We start from the raw sequence: 16,920 nt of genomic DNA on the forward strand, positions 1-16,920 counted from the left end.
TAAGTTTACATAGATTTAAGCAAAACCGTCAATTCACTTTACCGTAATGGAAGTTTTTATCCGCTCAAATGACTTCTCTCCAAAGCCTGATACATTCATCAAATCTTCAGCAGTCTGAAACCGTCCGTTTTCTTCTCGGTATGCGATAATCGCTTCCGCTTTTTTCTGCCCCACCCCGGAAATCGCCTGAAGTTCGTCCAGAGATGCCGTATTGATATTAACAGCTGCATTCTCCTTTTCACCCGCTGCTGTTTTCGGGCGATTCTCCTCTTCGCCTTCACTCGGAATATAAACAATCGTCCCGTCCTGCAGCTGCTCTGCTAAATTAACATTCAATTCATCCGCCTTTTTCTTCAGGCCGCCGGCTTTTTCAATGGCTTGCGTCACCCTGTCTCCCGCTTTCATTTCATACACGCCGGGATTTCGGACCGCGCCTTTCACATCAATCATAATCTTGTCGGCTGCGGTGTCTTTTTTGTCCGCGACGGATGCTGAGGCTGTTTGGCCGAGCACGGACTGCTGTTTGACCGGCTCTTCCTTGTCAGAACGAAACAGCCAAATACAGATAAAAACCGCCCCTGCCGCAAGACAAGCGCCCAGAATTTTCAGGTTCCGCCGCAGCCGCTCCGTCATCATCGCTTTCGTCATATTGCATTGCCTCCCCGCATAAGGTTTAGAGGATTAAGGGAAAAAGGAGGGGAATTCATTGAAAATAGGCTTTATCGGCACCGGAAACATGGGAACGATCCTGATTGAATCGTTTATCGAATCAAACGCTGCCGATCCCTCACATATCACCATCACAAACAGAACAATCGAAAAAGCATTAAAACTAGAAGAACGTTTCAGCGGCATCCATGTCACCGAGGATCAGGAAAAGCTCGTACAGGATAATGAAATAATATTCATTTGTGTAAAACCGCTGGATATATATCCTTTGCTGAAAAAACTCACACCGCATTTACGGAAAGATCACATTTTAATCTCCATTACCAGCCCCGTTCAGACGGATCAGATTGAACATACGGTTCCGTGTCAGACGGCCCGCGTCATTCCGAGCATTACGAACCGCGCCTTGGCCGGCGTCTCGCTTGTTACGTTCGGCAAAAGCTGCAGCGAGTCTGCAAAAGCGGATATTCAAACGCTGTTCACTCATATTTCAAAACCTGTGGAAATCAGCAGCGGCATTACAAGAGCGGCGTCAGACATTGTCAGCTGCGGGCCCGCTTTTATGAGTTATCTCGTTCAGCGCTTTATTGACGCGGCAGTGGAAGAAACGGACATCACCAAAGAAGAAGCCGTGATTATGTCGACGGAGATGCTTGTCGGTCTCGGAAAGCTTCTGGAAACAGGGCATTACACGCTTCCCGCCTTGCAGGAAAAAGTATGCGTAAAAGGCGGCGTCACCGGGGAAGGACTGAAGGCTCTCGAAAGCGGTGTTCAGGATATGTTCAACCGTGTCTTTCAGCGTACACATGACAAATACGATGAAGATATATCGTTAGTGAAGAAGCAATTTCACGTGTAACTGAGTATGCCATAAAGTGCTTTATCGCGCCAATCGCAAAAAATGCATTTTAAAAACCATCGTTCCGTTTAAACGATGGTTTTTGGTTTGCCTGCCGTAAAGAAAAGACGTTCAGACTCTGTTGAAGGAGGCCGGTCTGTAAAATCAGCCGTCACCTTCTTCAGTTCAAATCCGGTCTCTGCAAGCATTTGTTCATATTCTTCAATGTAAAATGTTTTTTGCTCATGCGTCTCGTCATAACGGTCATAAGATTGTCCGTTCCATACGAAAAAGGACATATCATGGATGACAGAAAGCTCTTCATCGCCGGCAAAGCTTTGCCAGATATAGCTGATCTGCTCATCCTGATCCGCATGGGTGCTGTCCGGAAAAAGCTCCGTCATTTTAAATGGAGAATGGACGTCAAACAGAAGCAGGCCGCCCTCCTTCAAAACTTGAAAAACACTTTTGAAGGTGCTTAAGACATCACTTTTCGTTTTTAAGTAATTTAGGGAATCACAGCAGATGACAACGGCATCAAACTGTTCTTCAAAACCGGAAAGCTCTCTCATATCCTGTTGGAGAAAAAGAATCGGCTTTCCCGTTTTTTTCTGCTGGGCACAGCTCAGCATATCTTCACTCAAATCAATCCCCGTGACTTCGCAGCCTTTTTCAGCAAGCCTGATGGATATTTCTCCGGTTCCGCAGGCAAGATCAAGCACCCTTCCCTTTTCCGGAAGAGACGCTTCGATCCAGCCCGCCCATTCATCATACGGCGCATGTGACATTAACTCGTCATATACGCCGGCGAAGCCTTGGTAAATCATGAGTTCAAGCCGAGTTCAAGCTCTGCGAGCGGCGCGTCGCCCCATAGCTTTTCAAGATTGTAGTAGCTTCTTTCATCTTTATGGAAAACGTGGACAATGACGTCGCCGAGATCAACTAAAATCCAGCGGGCCTCATCAAACCCTTCCATCTTTTTGACATCAATGCCGTTTTCTTCTGCCTGATCTTTAATTTCACGCGCAATTGCCTGAACCTGCTTATCAGAATTCCCGTGGCAGATTAAAAAGTAATCCGCTATAAGTGAGATTCCTTCCATGTCCAGCGCTAAAATATCTTCTGCTCGTTTATCGTCGCATGCTTTTGCCGCGATTTTTAATACGGAAGCTTGATTCATTTCCATATTCCTCCTGTCAATTTTGAGACACCAGCCAGTTATAGGTTGCAAACGTCTCCGGAAAGACCGGCTGGTTTTTTTTCATCAGAAATATCATTGTATTTTTCATCGCTTGTATGAGCGCTTCGTTCAGATCCGTTTCCGCCAGACGGCGCACCTCTTCCACTCCGGGGAAATGGCGTCCGGGTTCAATGTAATCCGCAACGTAAATGACTTTGTCTAAAAGGGTCATTCCGGGACGCCCTGACGTGTGATAGCGGATTGCATCCAAGATCTCAGGATCAGTGATCCCCGCTTCTTTCTCAGCCAAATACGCTCCCACAGGGGCATGCCACAGCTCGGCATTGTAATCCAAGAGCTCAGCCGGCATTTTTTCCCGCACGATGATCTGCTTCATTTCTTCTTTCGGCCGGAATTTCGCATAATCATGAAAAATAGCCGCCATTTCCGCTTTTTTCGGGTCTGCTCCGAACCGGCCTGCGAGAATAACCGCCGTATCTGTCACGCCGATTGTGTGGATGTAGCGATGCTCGGTCAGCTGCTCTTTGACGCAGGCAAGTGCTTCCTCACGATTCATATAAATCATTCTCCTCTATATACTGCCTCACTTTATCCGGCATTAAGTATTGCGTCGGCTTTTTTGCTTTGAGACGTTCTCTCAGCATCGTTGACGAAACGTCAAATTCCGGAACGTCGGCAAAAAGCAGCGGGTACGGGGTCTCAATATGATACCCCGGGCGCCGCACTCCGATAAATTGAATGAGCGTGAGCAGTTTGTCCAGTTTGTACCATTTCGGCAGATATTCAATCATATCCGCCCCGATAATAAAGAAAAGCTTGTCGTTCGGGTGCCGCTCCTTCAGTAAACGGACGGTATCATAGGTATAAGAAGGGCCTTTCCGGTCCATTTCCGCAAGCTCAAGCTTAAAGCCGGAATTAGAGCTGATGGCAAGCTTCAGCATCTCCACCCGGTGCCGGCTGTCTGTAAAGTCTTCATTCTGCTTATGCGGAGGGATTTTATTGGGCATAAACCAAATCTCATCGAGCTCCGCCTGATGAAGGACTTCATTAGCCATCAGAAGATGTCCGTTGTGCGGAGGGTCAAATGTGCCCCCGAATATTCCGATTTTCTTCATGTCAACCACCTTACGGAAGCTCGATTTGTTTATTTTCCTTTGATTCCTTATACAGTACGATCGTATTTCCGATCGTCTGCACCAATTGTGAGCGGCTGCCTTTCACAAGGGCTTCTGCGACATCATTTTTATCGTCTTCGCAGTTTTGAAGCACGCTGACTTTAATCAGCTCTCTTGCTTCTAAAGCCTCAGCAATCTGTTTCACCATGTTTTCGTTGACTCCGCCTTTTCCCACTTGAAAAATAGGCGTTAAGTGATGCGCTTTTGAACGCAAAAACCGTTTTTGTTTTCCTGTTAACATTGTGTTCCTCCTAGTTTTCCTTCAACAATTGCTCTCATTAAGCCGCTGTCAGGCTCTTGTCCCGTCCACAGCTTGAAAGACAGTGCAGCCTGTTCCACAAACATGCCGACACCGTCAAGGGTTGTTAAACCTCTTTTTTCAGCTTCTTTTAAGAACGCCGTTTGAATCGGATTGTATACGATATCACAAACGATGGCGCCCGTTTTGGCCCGTTCCAATGAGAGCGGCACGGCATCCGTTTTCGGATACATGCCGACAGATGTTGTATGAATAATGACGTCATATTGTTCAAGCTGATTTTCAGCTTCTTTTAAAGTAAGGGCGCGTTTCTGCTGAAAAGAGGGAGCAGCCGCAATCAGGCTTTCCGCTTTTTCCGGCGTGCGGTTGCAAACGTCAAATTGTTTCGGCTCTCCGCGGACGATCGTCGTAAAAATCGCTCTTGCCGCTCCTCCCGCCCCAATCATGAGGATAGAGAGCTCTGATATCGGTTTGTCCAATACTTTGACTAAGGATTTATAAAACCCATCTCCGTCAGTATTATACCCGATGAGCCTGTCTCCCTCTCTTTTGACGGTATTTACGGCCCCAAGTACTTTCGCGCTTTCATGTATTTCATCCAGATGCTCCATGATCGCGACTTTATGCGGGACTGTGACGTTCACTCCGCAGATGCCAAGCGCCTTGATTCCGTTAACGGCGTCCTTGAGATGATGAGGTTCCACCTGAAACGCAAAATACTGCCCGTTGATGTTCTTATCTTGCAAAGCCGCGTTATGAATATCGGGTGACATTGAATGCCCGATCGGATTTCCGATTACTCCGTACAATTGTTTCATGCTCCCTCTCCCCTTCTCTCTATATTAATGAACGGCGGACAAATACGTGTACGCCTTTCGGAGCGTATGCCGTTATTTTTTTATCTTCTTGCTGCACCGTGACCCAGCCGAGACCGGAAAAAACGATATCCGTCTTTCCTTCTTTAATCGTAAACGTGTGGGGCGTAAGCTCCGGAAATTCATCCAAATGATCTTTTCCGGGCGGGGTAAGCAGTTCTCCCGCATGCTTTTCGTATAAGGCATCAGCATTTTCAAGCTTTGTTCTGTGAATCATCAATTCATTCGGCATATAGCAGACAAACGCCGTTTTATCGCCTGATACATAGTCAAACCGGGCAAGCCCGCCGAAATAAAGCGTTTGTTTTTCATTCAGCTGAAAAGTGCGCGGCTTCAGTTCTTTTTTCGGTGTCAGCACCTTTAAGTCACGCTTGTCCACGTAATGCGCCATCTGGTGATGGTTAATGATTCCCGGCGTATCATAAAGCGCAGATCCGTCATCGAGCGGGATTTCAATCGCGTCAAGCGTCGTGCCCGGAAATTGAGAGGTGGTAATAATATTCTCTTCCCCTGAGACCTCTTTAATAATCCGGTTGATAAATGTGGATTTGCCGACATTGGTACAGCCCACCACATACACATCGCGCCCTTCGCGGTAATGTTCAATGGCGTCAATGACTTCCTTCATCCCTTGTCCGCGGGAAGCGCTGATTAAAAAGACATCAAGGGGTTTTAAGCCGTATTCTTTCGCTTCGCGTTTCATCCATTGAACGAGCCGTTCCCGTTTTACGGATTTCGGCAGGATATCGGCCTTATTACCGACAAGAATGATCGGATTACCGCCGACAAAGCGGTTCAGCCCGTTTATCCAGCTTCCGTTAAAATCAAAAATATCAACGACTTTGACAATAAGAGAGTCAGTATCGCCGATTGTGTGCAAGATATTTAAAAAGTCATCATCCGTTAATGAAACATCTTGAATTTCATTGTAATTTTTCAGTCTGAAGCAGCGCTGGCAGATGACATTCTCTTTCGTGAGCGATGCCTTTGGCGCGTATCCGAGACCTTGTTTATCCTCGGTCTGGATCGTTACTCCGCAGCCGATGCAAACAACCTTTTCCATTTCTAATCCTCCCACTGAATATGGCCTTTACGTTTCAAAGAACTCAATATTCTCCGTTCAATCCGGCGGTTAAAGCGCGTCATGACTCCGTCAGAGGAAGCGACAGGCACGACGAGGATCGTATGATACCCGTTTCTGTTTCCGCCGAGAACATCAGTAAGCAGCTGATCGCCGATGACCACACAGTCTTCTTTTTTCAGATCCATGCTGCTGACGGCTCTTTTAAAGGCGCGTCCCATCGGTTTTCTTGCCTTATAAATAAACGGTATGCCAAGCGGCTCCGAGAATAATTTCACTCTTCGTTCATTATTATTGGAGACGATCGTGACTTTAATGCCGTGCTCCTTCATTTCTTCAAACCACTCGATTAATCGAGGTGTCGCACTCGGTCTGTCCCACTCCACAAGCGTGTTGTCAAGGTCTGTAATAATCCCTTTCACATTGCGTTCTTTGAGCTTTTCCGGTGTGATATGAAATATATTTTTCACAAATTCGTCAGGTAAAAAAAACTTTTTTAACAAAACCCGCACCCTTCCTTTTCTTTCTACCATCTATATGTCGAAACCTGTCAGATTTAAAAACAAAGTCGGACTCAGTAAAAAAATTTCGACAAAAATTGGGTTTCTTCACCAGTTGTGGATAAAATTACACACATTATCCACTCTTATTACATCCGGATTTATCCAGATTATAAACAAGATACTAACAGGTTATCCACTTACGAGTGTGGATAACAGAACGATTGTTCTTATTTGTATTTCATGGTAGATTAAAGATAACCTCACCATGATTGAAACGCAACCTTCCATCATATGCTTGCGTCTGATGATTGATTACAATTGTAAGGAGGTGCCACTCCCATTAATTGGGTCCCCGGCATGAGAAAGCTTTCTGATGAATTACTAATAGAATCTTATTTCAAAGCCAATGAAATGAATTTGAGCCGTGAATTTATCGAGTTAATTGAAAACGAAATCAAAAGAAGATCGCTCGGACACATTATTTCCGTTTCTTCTTAAACAGAAAAAAGTTCCCGGGCGAATTTCCTTTTTTTACTCAGATGACTGATATTATATCACTTCGGTTATGCGCATTACTACCACTTTCAACAAAAAACACCCCTAAAATAGAGGTGTTTAAGAGGACAGCTGCTATATATTGAACCAATACAGACCGCCCAGGACGAGAATGACGACGAGCAGCACAACAAAAAATGCGTACCAGTACCCCGCATTCACCCGAGGAGGCGGGCATACAGGATATTGCGGAGGGAAACCGCGGTTCATAGCAATCGCCTCCAAAAAGATGTTTTTCTACAGCCTATGAAGCAGAAGCAAAACGGTTTAGGCAGCTGACGGCGTCAGCGTTCCAAAACCCGCCCATTTTTTATGCCTTCAATTAAGATTCTGGCGCCTTTTGGCGTCATATGATTTCCGGAGGGATCTATCAGTCCGGATTGGATCAGCGCCCGGTCTGTATCTTTGCCGCCGTCCGCGCGTATAAAGTGTTTCCAGTTATCCACCAGCGGCACTTTCAACTCAGCTGCAACCTGCCTCGTAACGCCGTTATAGGAATTATGCCATTTTCTCGCGCCGCCTTTTTCTTTAAAGGCTGAGGCTTTATATCTCGAATAGTAATAGAGATGATGCGTTCCGTTTCCTTCTATAACCGGGATGCACGTCATTAAAATCGGCTTTATGCCGTGATTTCTGCTTTCGTTTATGAAATAAGTCAGGTTTTCTTTAAACCGTTTCTTTGATACCCGCGGCTGATCGCCCGTCAAAATGCCCGCATCATTTGTTCCGAACATGATAAATAAATATTGGGGCTTACGGTCCAGCACGTCGCTTTGAAAGCGCAGGCGCGCATCCTCAGTCGTCTGGCCGCCTATTCCCGCATTTATAACCGTAAGACGGCCGCGTTCCGCTGTCTTTAATATGTTTACCCACTGCTGCGCCTTCGGATAATCACGATAATCCCAGTTGGAACCGCGCGTATTGCTGTCGCCGAACGCGACAACACTTTTTTCTTTGCCCGCGGCGCATCCTGATAACAGACAGATTATCGTAATAAAAAGAACAGCAAACTTCATTTTCTCTCCTCCCAAACCTTACCTCCTATGGTACACATCTCTTTGGCGGCTTTCAACGCGGCGCTCTCTTTACTGGATATGAAAAGGACCGGAATCCTGTCCGATCAAATCCGAAACCTTAACAAACGTGTAGCCCTGCTTTTTCAGCTTTGGAATGATTTCTTTCAAAGCCTCAACCGTCTGGCGCCGGTTTCCTCCGCCGTCATGCAGAAGAACGATATCTCCATCTCTGGCATGTGAAACAACGTGCCTGACGATTTTTCCTTTCCCGGGCCTTTTCCAGTCCCTCGGATCTTGGTTCCATGACCACATGATGATATGATAGCCCTCTTTTAAGATGCTTTTGAAAGCCGTATGATTCAGCGACCCTCCCGGCGGGCGGAATAACTTGTCCCCTTCCGGCTGCAGCGATGTGATATGATGCGCTGAGCTGTGAAGCTCTTGTAAAATGTCTTTGCGTTTCAGTCGGTGAAAATAAACATGGTTCATCGTATGGTTGCCGATTTCATGCCCTTCTTCAACGATGCGTTTTGCCGTTATGGGGTATTTGTCTATACGGCTCCCGACACAAAAAAAGGTTGCTTTAACATTGTGCTGTTTCAGCACGTCTAACACAGCCTCCGTATAGACAGGATGGGGGCCGTCATCGAAGGTTAAAGATAGTTTCTTTTTTTCAGACCTTATATCCCAGTACACGTTTCCCGTCTTCTCCATGTCACTTCTTTTTAAAGATTTCGCATCGGCGGACACGGCAGTGAGACTCGTGAGGACGCATATCATGATGATCAGATGAAAGCATCTCAACGTTTACACCTCCAGTAAACACTACTGTTAACGTGTCCCCTTTTATAAAAAATCATTCTCTGCATCAAATGATGCACATCACCCGCTTCCCGCTTGTTTTTGTCCAAATCCGGGTGCAGCCGTTTCTCATCAAACGGCAAATGCTGATAAATCAAATACGCTTATCGGACAGCTTATTTTAATAGAAGGAGATAGATTTGTGCTGTATACTAATTGAAAAGAGGTGAACGTGCAGATGATAAAAAAGGGATTCAGTCTTGCCGTCATCATTGCTGTCGTGATGATCGGCTTTTTGCAAAAAGACGTCTGGCTCAGCATGATTCGCGCGGGCGGCATGTACGCCGTGCTTATGAGTATCCTTCTGGTCGCAGCTGACGTATTTTTTCCGATTGTTCCATTCGCCATTATCGCGGCCTTAAACGGAGCGGTTTTCGGGATTGTAAACGGGGTGTGGATTACATTGTCAGGCGCGATGCTCGGAACAATGGCATTGTTTTTTCTCGTTCGGTACGGATTCAGAGACTGGGCCAGAAAAAAGCTGCTGGCTTACCCGGCAGCGGCCCAATATGAAGATTCATTTCATCAGCACGCGTTTACGGCGGTGCTTTTCGGGCGGCTGATTCCGATTATACCGTCGCTTGCCATGAATACCGTCTGCGGGCTGAGTAATATCCGATGGCCGATCTTTTTTTCTGCGTCGGTGCTCGGCAAAATTCCGAACATTGTGATCGTGACCGTCGCAGGCGCTTCATTTACAAGCAACAAACTGCTGTCTTTCGGGATTTATGGAATGTATATGCTCGTCTTAATGGCGGTCATTTATAAGAAGTTTCCCGGCCTTTTAAAAACAACGAAAAAATGAAGCGCGTACCGCCACTATTCCGGCGGTACGGCTCCTCTCATTCTGAGAACTTTTCCGTTACATTCTGAACCGATCACTTCCATGTTTTTCTTTCTGTAAAATGACAGAGCCGCTCTGAAAAACTGACTCACGTATTGATGCGGTTTCGTTCCGCACCCCCTTCCCCTCTGCTTCTCAGTCATATAGTAAAGGTGCACATAACCGATTTTTTGGCTGCGGTAAAATTTGATGGAAGCTTCTAGCTGTCCGATCGGCTGTCCGTTATGAAAAAGCAGCATAAAACCGTCGGGAAAGCATTTGATTTGGGATGACAGCCATCTGAGATATTCATCCCTATTAAAATGATCCGCCGTGCCAAAGCTGACGAAAAACGAATCCTCACGAAACGAAACGACCGTCTCTTTATGTTTGTTTAAATTGATCCGCTTGAAATACATCAGGAGTCCTCCTTTTTGCGGACGCAAATAAGAACGAGCATAAAACGGCTGCCAACGCCAGCATAACAGCAGCGCCTGCGATGACAATGCCGCGGACGGAAGAACTGACAGAAGCCGCTCCGAAAACCGCCGTTACTACTATAATGAAGACGGCTTCGACTAATGAATAAAAGCTCCCCACTCTCCCCATGATGTCCACCGGAACATTCTTTTGATAAAACGTCAGAAAGCCTGTATTGGCAAACGCCAGAAAAAAAGCGAGAAGGAAAAATCCGAAAGCAGCCGTCCAAAAAACGTCAGAAAACGCATAAATCATATATCCGGCCGCTGTGAATAAAGAGCCCATTCCCATCAATAAAGAAGCCGGCATTTTTTTATTAAAGAACACATTGACAAGCGCCCCCGCAATAATGCCTGCCCCTGAGATACTGACGAGAAAACCGTAATCGGCATCAGTCAGCTGAAGAACCTCTTTTGCAAAAGCGGCTTCAAGCGAATCAAGCGCGGATGGCATAACGGTCATGACCAGACTGAATAAAAAATAAATGATCATGACGTTTCGCGCCGTTCGGCTGAAGCGATAGACGAGCTTCCAATCTTCTTTGCACACTGCCAAAGAAAGCTTCTGTCTGGGAGAATGTACGTGAGGCTCATTTTCAAGGTTCGGCAGCATCATCGTGATGAAACCGGACAGCACTAAAGCCGCCGCATTCACCCAAATCGCAAAAATCGGCGTGCCGGCGATAAAAAGCAGTCCGGCCGCAGCCGGCCCGAGGAGAAAAGCCCCTGATTCCGACAAAGCCCTTAGTGAATTGAATCGTTTTCTCCTTTCAGCCGGGATAAGCATCGTCACATACGCCATGGAACACGGACGAAACATCGCATTGGCCATATGAATCAAAAACACGATACAATAAACGGAAAATAAAGACCGTGCAGTAACCATCAGCGGCAGAACGGCAATGAATGCAGCCCGGGTGAAATCAAGCGACATCATCATATTCCGTTTGTTACACCGGTCGATGATGCTGCCCGCCCAGCCATTTGTCATCAAAACAGCCGCAGGCCTGATTAAATAAAGGATGGAAACCGCAAAAGCAGACCCCGTTTCTTTTAAGACAATAAGATTAAGAGACAAAAAATAGATCCATTCACCAATATTTGCTATCCCGATTCCGGTTAACAGAAGCAACGGGTACCGCCAAGACTTCAGGTTTTTCATCTTATCCCTCCCTTAGAAATAAAAAACGCCCTCAAGACAATAAAGTCTTGAGGACGGGAAACAGCCCGCTATGCCACCTCAATTCGGTTTGGTGCCGGCCTTGCCGGGTACAAAGCTTACTCGGTAACAGGAGTATCCGCCGCATCATCGTCGGGTTGCATGATTCCGATGCGAAGCTAAGAGGTTTGTTTCAACACATCCATTCATACTCCTTCACAGCTCCCGGAGCTCTCTGTCATGAATGATATCTGTCTACTCGTCTCTTCAGCGCTTTTCGGTTATATTGTTTTCACCCTTACTTTTTTAAAAAATATACAGGCTCAATCATCAAAAATCAAGAGGCTGTAAGAAATAAAACCCGATTTTGATTAATTTCCCTGTACAGACACAAACAGCCCTACCTCCACATACAGTTACATATAGGCGATTGCCTACATAACTTTGTGGAGGTGAGGACGGTGACAGGTGTTTTTGCAGCGCTCGGGTTTATTGTGAAAGAACTTGTGTTCTTAGTATCATACGTGAAAAATAATGCCTTTCCACAACCGCTCTCAAATAATGAGGAGAAAAAATACTTAGACCTTATGGCTGAAGGAGATGAACACGCCCGCAACATGCTGATCGAACATAATCTCCGTTTAGTCGCCCATATTGTGAAAAAATTCGAAAACACGGGAGAGGACGCGGAAGATCTGATCTCCATCGGTACAATCGGGCTGATTAAAGGAATTGAAAGCTACTCAGCCGGAAAAGGAACGAAGCTTGCCACATATGCTGCACGATGTATTGAAAATGAGATTTTAATGCATCTGCGCGCATTGAAAAAAACGAAAAAAGACGTCTCCCTTCATGATCCGATCGGCCAGGATAAAGAAGGGAATGAAATAAGCCTGATCGATGTCCTCAAGTCGGAAAGCGAAGATGTGATCGACACCATTCAGCTCAACATGGAACTTGAAAAGGTCAAAAAATATATCGATATTTTAGACGACCGCGAAAAAGAAGTCATCGTCGGCCGCTTCGGGCTTGATTTAAAAAAAGAAAAAACGCAGCGCGAGATCGCAAAGGAGCTCGGCATTTCAAGAAGTTATGTGTCGCGGATTGAAAAACGCGCATTGATGAAGATGTTCCATGAGTTTTATCGAGCGGAGAAGGAGAAGCGGAAGAAGAAGGGAAAGTGAGCGAAAAGCCGGATCTGACATCCCGGCTTTTTCTGCATTTTAGGACATTGCTCTTCAAGTATAACTTCAGGATTTAAAAATAAAACATAACAAATGAATAAAATTGGTACAATCGTTAACCTTTTTAATAATTTTTCATTGATATTTAACCCCTTCAACATAGCCCTCTTTTTTTAACAATCCGTTTCATTTGGGCTACACCCCCATCATTGAATGTATTTCCTATGAAAAATGATTTTGAACCTCATAGGAACTCTTACATGACAGGGTTTTTGTTGTTTTTTCATTGTTTATCAAGACCTAAAGCAAAAGAACTTGCTAATTCTCAAATACATCCACCAAATGTTCAATGTTAGTTTGTTTTTCATACATACTAATAAAAAAATAAAACCTAGTTGAAACTTTACAAGACAAGCTGAATTGACTATAGTCTAATTAGACTAAAATATTGATGTAAAGAAGTGAAAAATTAGATGATAAAGTCTTTTTTAATGTTGGGGCAGTCGAATATGGCGGGCCGTGGATTTTTGAATGAAGTAGACCCTATCTATAATGAAAAAATTAAAATGCTGCGCAATGGACAATGGCAGATGATGACAGAGCCGATTAATTACGATCGTCCGGTTTCCGGCGTTGGCCTGGCGGCATCTTTTGCAGATGCATGGTCGAAAGCTCATCCCGATGAAGAAATTGGCTTGATCCCTTGTGCGGAAGGTGGCAGTTCATTGAATGACTGGCATCCGGAAGGCATCCTTTTTCAGCATGCTTTGTCCGAAGCCCGCTTCGCCCTCCGATCCAGTCAAATTTGCGGAATCCTTTGGCATCAAGGTGAAAGTGACAGTTATCGTTCGCTGCATGAAACTTATTACGAGAAATTAACTCTTATCATCGAGACGCTAAGAAACGAGTTGGAATTAGATGAGGTACCGTTGATTATTGGAGGGCTTGGTGACTTTCTTGGGAAGACTGGTTTTGGACAGCACGCGACTGAATTTCGACAGGTTAATGAACAATTGCTGCGTTTTGCTAATGAACAACAGAATTGTTATTTTGTTACTGCGGCAGGTTTGACTGCGAATCCTGATGGCATTCATTTAGACGCAGCTTCACAACGCAAATTCGGTTACCGCTATTTCGAGGCTTTTTCGAAAAAGCACCATATCCTGAAACCCATTTCGGGAGAGGAGCAATCACTGAAAGTGAATGGTGACTATTCTAAAACAGAACAGATTTACCTTCATAGTATGGATTTGGCTTCGGGTGAAATCACGCACGCGGAATTTGAGGCGCGGATGGCGAAGGTGATGAAACCATGATTCCCTTACTTATCCTTGGCTTGCTCATCCAAAACCCCGGAGCTCACGGCTATGAACTTCTGGCCTTAATGGAAAAACGTCATTACAAGTACATCGTTAACTTCACGAAAGGTTCATTTTATTACAATCTGCAGCAACTTGAAGAAAAGTGTTTGATTGAACAGATCCAGCAGAAACCCTCAACCAGCGGGCGTGAAATCCGTAACTTTAACGTCACAGAATCGGGAAGGGCAGAATTCGAAAAATTAATGATCAAATACGGCACCAAATCGGAATATGTGAACCTGCGATTTTATGGGGCGTTACTCTTTGCCGATGAATTCGACAAAAATAAATTAGTGAATCTGATCCAATCACAAATCGATCAGACTAAAACTCGAATCGAGCTCCTTGATGAATACCTGTCCATCACTCAAGAAATTCCCGGCACAATCAATTACTTTCGCCGCATGAATGAAAATTCCCGTTCACATCACTTGGTTAATTTAGAGTGGTTCGAAAAATTGAAAGCAGAAATAGAGTGAACTATTGCATAATAAAAAATGCAATGTTACATATATAAGAAGATGAGTTACCTACATATAAAACCTGTGTCGCAGATATCTCGTAACATCATTGATACAGGTTTTATACTCCTTCTTTAATTAAACAGTAATAGGGTTGTCAACACTTGCCCCCAACAAGAGCAAGTGAATCTGCTGCGCGTTCTTCTTTTTCAATCCGTATGAATAACCACTTTTTACACCTATTTAGTATTCAAGTAAGTCAACTTTCTCCTTCTTCCGCTAAACTGCTGCTTGCCCTGTTGTTTTAGCTTTATCTGAATCTGTTTTATCTGTAGAAGCAGAATCAGACCCACATGCAGCCAAAGAAAAGCTTAGAGATAATGCACCAATGCCTAATAACCATTTCTTCAATTTTTCATCAACTGAATTAATCCTATTTTAAGATTTTGTTAAAGTTCAAATCTCCTAAGAAAGTATCTTTAACAAAAGGAAGAAGCTTCTTACATGTAATATAATGTGGTAAAATTTAGATAAGATTAAGTGGGAAGGAGACAGATATGAAAGTATTTGAAGCATCCTCGTTAATCTCAGCAGCGGAAAAGCGAGCAAAAGAATATGATCAGATTAGAGAACAATTTATCAACCTCAGAAAAGCTTTTCAGGGAATGGCTGACTTAGATGACAGTGAGTTTTCAGGTAAAGGTGCTGATAACATCAAAGCATTCTTTCAAGACCATGCAAGTGTTACTGACAGCTGGCTTGATTTGATCGATATGAAGATTGCGTTTCTTAACAGTATTTCAGGAAAAGTAGCTGATGCCGGATTGGCCGCTTCGTTTGTGGAAGAGTCATTTTTAGAACATGAGTTGATTCATGCGAAGAATAAATCAACAGCTATCATGCAGGAGCAGCGCAATGAAATGAAAGGTATCCTTGATGAAATCAGCGATATCATTCATCTTGATGTTTTCTCTATAGAAGATGTCGATCAAAAGCTTAAGTCAGCAGATAAAAAAAGGAACGATACCATACATAAACTCGGCAAGCTTGATCACGATCTAACGAAAGAATACGCAGAAACCGAAGCAAACGAACAGTTCATCCAAGCCGACTTTCAGCAGCTCCAAAACGCCACAGGCAAAGGAAAAAGCGCCACGCCGCTTCACTACAACGCCAAAGCGTACCGTGAAAGCGACATCCATAAGAAAAAAGGCGATATCGCAAGACATTCGGATGCTTATTTGACGATTAAAAAGGAAGAAGCGAAAGAGCGGGAAATCAAGGATCTGAAGAAAAAGCTCGCTGACGGTGTGACCGATCCGGATGAATATTTGGAAATTGCGAAGAAGATCGGCTATGAAAACCTTGAACCTTCCCAGCAGCAATATGTGATTCAGCTTGAACAAGCACAACAGCTCGAAGAAGTTGGTGAAACCACATGGGAAGTCCTGAAAGGAGTTGGAGTCGGTCTCTACGATGTCGCTAAGGATACTGTGACTGGCGTTAAAGATTTAGCTGTCGGGACTTGGGAGTTTTCCCAGCTCTCCGAAGAACAAAAATTAGCCAAAACAATTTCAGCTGTATTGAAGACACCTTCCTATGCAAAAATCATATGGACAAACATAGCGGATTCATGGAATGATAAAATGGTTAACGGAGATGCATACTCACGATCTCATTATATTACCTATGTGGTCGGGAGCCTTGTTGGACTAAAGGGCGTTGGCTCTGCTGTGAAAGTAACAAGCAAACTTGGTAAAGCCGGTGCTGCCAAAGTAGATAAAGTGATTGGAGCTGGAGAAAAAGCAGCTACTAGACATGTAAACAAAGGGATTACCGTAGGGAAAAACTACATAAATTCTTTATCTAGAAATAAAGATGATCTAGCACTTGTAGGTATAGCACAAGATATTGAGAATACGCATAATGTAAAGAATACGTCTATATTAAAAAAAGCAATACAATCCAAACATGATCAATTTGTTAAAGCTGCACCATACACGTACGAAAACAGTGCGGGCAAAACAACGACCATTAACTTAAGAATGGGTCATTTGAAAAATGATGTCCATCCAGTAACAAAAGTTCCCTATGATAAAGACGGATTTCCAATATTCGAATCAAAACATACACTCACACTTGATAAAGCCGACTTTAAAAAAAGTAGAGACCAGCATTTTGATAAATTAAATAAACAATTATATAAGCAGACTGAAGAAGATCCATCATTGATTAAGAAGCTTGATTTGAACGAAGATGATTTACTTGATCTTCAAGATGGAATAACACCAGAGAAATACACATGGCACCACCATCAAACTCCTGGAAAAATGGAGCTAGTAGATCGAGTCATTCATGCTAAAACTGGTCACACTGGCGGATATAAAATTTGGGGAAAAGATGAGAAATAGGAGGTTAAT

General features: G+C 44.2%; 21 protein-coding genes and 1 pseudogene. 7 read left to right on the plus strand and 15 right to left on the minus strand.

The window, feature by feature from the left end; genetic code table 11:
- Nucleotides 1-33: 33 nt before the first annotated feature.
- Nucleotides 34-648 (minus strand): helix-hairpin-helix domain-containing protein, encoded by a 615-nt coding sequence (locus tag JNUCC22_RS12115; RefSeq protein ID WP_032866693.1) that lies wholly within the window; start codon nt 646-648, stop codon nt 34-36.
- Between the two features lie 58 nt (nt 649-706).
- Here JNUCC22_RS12115 and comER point away from each other — a divergent pair, with 58 nt between their 5' ends.
- Complete coding sequence (gene comER, locus JNUCC22_RS12120; protein ID WP_053103971.1) at nt 707-1,528, plus strand: late competence protein ComER; 822 nt, start codon at nt 707-709, stop codon at nt 1,526-1,528.
- A gap of 68 nt (nt 1,529-1,596) precedes the next feature.
- On the opposite strand, the gene JNUCC22_RS12125 is transcribed toward comER, so the two are convergent.
- From JNUCC22_RS12125 to JNUCC22_RS12160, 8 genes are read right to left on the minus strand one after another with little or no spacing between them, the layout of a single operon-like run.
- Nucleotides 1,597-2,334, minus strand: a complete 738-nt coding sequence (locus tag JNUCC22_RS12125) for a class I SAM-dependent DNA methyltransferase (protein ID WP_015240247.1) — start codon at nt 2,332-2,334, stop codon at nt 1,597-1,599.
- Nucleotides 2,331-2,687: a ribosome silencing factor gene (gene rsfS, locus JNUCC22_RS12130; protein ID WP_007408260.1), complete on the minus strand. Its 357-nt coding sequence runs from the start codon at nt 2,685-2,687 to the stop codon at nt 2,331-2,333. Before rsfS ends, JNUCC22_RS12125 begins: the two co-directional genes overlap by 4 nt.
- Before the next feature lie 16 nt (nt 2,688-2,703).
- Nucleotides 2,704-3,264 (minus strand): bis(5'-nucleosyl)-tetraphosphatase (symmetrical) YqeK, encoded by a 561-nt coding sequence (yqeK, locus tag JNUCC22_RS12135; RefSeq protein ID WP_014418422.1) that lies wholly within the window; start codon nt 3,262-3,264, stop codon nt 2,704-2,706.
- On the minus strand, nt 3,254-3,823 hold the full coding sequence (locus tag JNUCC22_RS12140) for a nicotinate-nucleotide adenylyltransferase (RefSeq protein WP_042635364.1): 570 nt from the start codon (nt 3,821-3,823) through the stop codon (nt 3,254-3,256). The genes yqeK and JNUCC22_RS12140 overlap by 11 nt, the downstream gene beginning before the upstream one ends.
- A gap of 10 nt (nt 3,824-3,833) precedes the next feature.
- Nucleotides 3,834-4,124, minus strand: coding sequence for a ribosome assembly RNA-binding protein YhbY (gene yhbY, locus JNUCC22_RS12145; protein WP_003152858.1), 291 nt, complete (start codon nt 4,122-4,124; stop codon nt 3,834-3,836).
- Complete coding sequence (gene aroE, locus JNUCC22_RS12150) at nt 4,118-4,960, minus strand: shikimate dehydrogenase (protein ID WP_025285019.1); 843 nt, start codon at nt 4,958-4,960, stop codon at nt 4,118-4,120. The genes yhbY and aroE overlap by 7 nt, the downstream gene beginning before the upstream one ends.
- Nucleotides 4,961-4,979: 19 nt before the next feature.
- Complete coding sequence (gene yqeH / locus JNUCC22_RS12155) at nt 4,980-6,080, minus strand: ribosome biogenesis GTPase YqeH (protein WP_032866684.1); 1,101 nt, start codon at nt 6,078-6,080, stop codon at nt 4,980-4,982.
- A 2-nt stretch (nt 6,081-6,082) separates the two neighbouring features.
- Nucleotides 6,083-6,601, minus strand: coding sequence for a YqeG family HAD IIIA-type phosphatase (locus JNUCC22_RS12160; RefSeq protein WP_007408254.1), 519 nt, complete (start codon nt 6,599-6,601; stop codon nt 6,083-6,085).
- Nucleotides 6,602-6,958: 357 nt separating this feature from the next.
- Between JNUCC22_RS12160 and JNUCC22_RS12165 the strand changes: the two genes are divergently transcribed.
- Complete coding sequence (locus tag JNUCC22_RS12165) at nt 6,959-7,099, plus strand: sporulation histidine kinase inhibitor Sda (protein ID WP_003152850.1); 141 nt, start codon at nt 6,959-6,961, stop codon at nt 7,097-7,099.
- Between the two features lie 132 nt (nt 7,100-7,231).
- On the opposite strand, the gene JNUCC22_RS19630 is transcribed toward JNUCC22_RS12165, so the two are convergent.
- From JNUCC22_RS19630 to JNUCC22_RS12175, 3 genes are all read right to left on the minus strand, one after another.
- Nucleotides 7,232-7,366, minus strand: a complete 135-nt coding sequence (locus JNUCC22_RS19630; protein ID WP_003152848.1) for a hypothetical protein — start codon at nt 7,364-7,366, stop codon at nt 7,232-7,234.
- A 74-nt stretch (nt 7,367-7,440) separates the two neighbouring features.
- Nucleotides 7,441-8,172: an SGNH/GDSL hydrolase family protein gene (locus JNUCC22_RS12170; RefSeq protein ID WP_007408253.1), complete on the minus strand. Its 732-nt coding sequence runs from the start codon at nt 8,170-8,172 to the stop codon at nt 7,441-7,443.
- Nucleotides 8,173-8,241: 69 nt separating this feature from the next.
- Nucleotides 8,242-8,976, minus strand: coding sequence for a polysaccharide deacetylase family protein (locus tag JNUCC22_RS12175; protein WP_007612700.1), 735 nt, complete (start codon nt 8,974-8,976; stop codon nt 8,242-8,244).
- Nucleotides 8,977-9,211: 235 nt separating this feature from the next.
- On the opposite strand from JNUCC22_RS12175, the gene JNUCC22_RS12180 reads away from it, so the two are divergent.
- Nucleotides 9,212-9,838 (plus strand): TVP38/TMEM64 family protein, encoded by a 627-nt coding sequence (locus JNUCC22_RS12180; protein WP_007408251.1) that lies wholly within the window; start codon nt 9,212-9,214, stop codon nt 9,836-9,838.
- A 14-nt stretch (nt 9,839-9,852) separates the two neighbouring features.
- Here the strand turns inward: JNUCC22_RS12180 and JNUCC22_RS12185 are convergent, their stop codons facing one another.
- Nucleotides 9,853-10,275, minus strand: a complete 423-nt coding sequence (locus JNUCC22_RS12185) for a GNAT family N-acetyltransferase (protein WP_042635365.1) — start codon at nt 10,273-10,275, stop codon at nt 9,853-9,855.
- Nucleotides 10,241-11,497: an MFS transporter gene (locus JNUCC22_RS12190; protein ID WP_042635366.1), complete on the minus strand. Its 1,257-nt coding sequence runs from the start codon at nt 11,495-11,497 to the stop codon at nt 10,241-10,243. The genes JNUCC22_RS12185 and JNUCC22_RS12190 overlap by 35 nt, the downstream gene beginning before the upstream one ends.
- 458 nt (nt 11,498-11,955) lie before the next feature.
- On the opposite strand from JNUCC22_RS12190, the gene sigK reads away from it, so the two are divergent.
- From sigK to JNUCC22_RS12205, 3 genes are all read left to right on the plus strand, one after another.
- Complete coding sequence (sigK, locus tag JNUCC22_RS12195) at nt 11,956-12,678, plus strand: RNA polymerase sporulation sigma factor SigK (RefSeq protein ID WP_007408248.1); 723 nt, start codon at nt 11,956-11,958, stop codon at nt 12,676-12,678.
- 473 nt (nt 12,679-13,151) lie between these two features.
- Nucleotides 13,152-13,994 carry a sialate O-acetylesterase gene (locus tag JNUCC22_RS12200; RefSeq protein ID WP_216061755.1) on the plus strand — a complete coding sequence of 281 codons (843 nt, stop codon included), beginning with the start codon at nt 13,152-13,154 and terminating at the stop codon, nt 13,992-13,994.
- Entirely contained in the window at nt 13,991-14,518 is a 528-nt protein-coding gene (locus JNUCC22_RS12205; protein ID WP_163113662.1) for a PadR family transcriptional regulator, read from the plus strand. Before JNUCC22_RS12200 ends, JNUCC22_RS12205 begins: the two co-directional genes overlap by 4 nt.
- Before the next feature lie 273 nt (nt 14,519-14,791).
- On the opposite strand, the pseudogene JNUCC22_RS19545 reads toward JNUCC22_RS12205, so the two are convergent.
- Nucleotides 14,792-14,911 (minus strand): annotated as a pseudogene (locus tag JNUCC22_RS19545) (endonuclease); the annotation flags it as partial.
- Between the two features lie 146 nt (nt 14,912-15,057).
- Here JNUCC22_RS19545 and JNUCC22_RS12210 point away from each other — a divergent pair.
- Nucleotides 15,058-16,911, plus strand: coding sequence for a T7SS effector LXG polymorphic toxin (locus JNUCC22_RS12210; protein WP_042635368.1), 1,854 nt, complete (start codon nt 15,058-15,060; stop codon nt 16,909-16,911).
- The last annotated feature ends 9 nt before the right edge of the window (nt 16,912-16,920 follow it).

It is taken from the genome of Bacillus sp. JNUCC-22, assembly GCF_018861275.1.
In the GTDB taxonomy this organism is placed as follows: domain Bacteria; phylum Bacillota; class Bacilli; order Bacillales; family Bacillaceae; genus Bacillus; species Bacillus velezensis.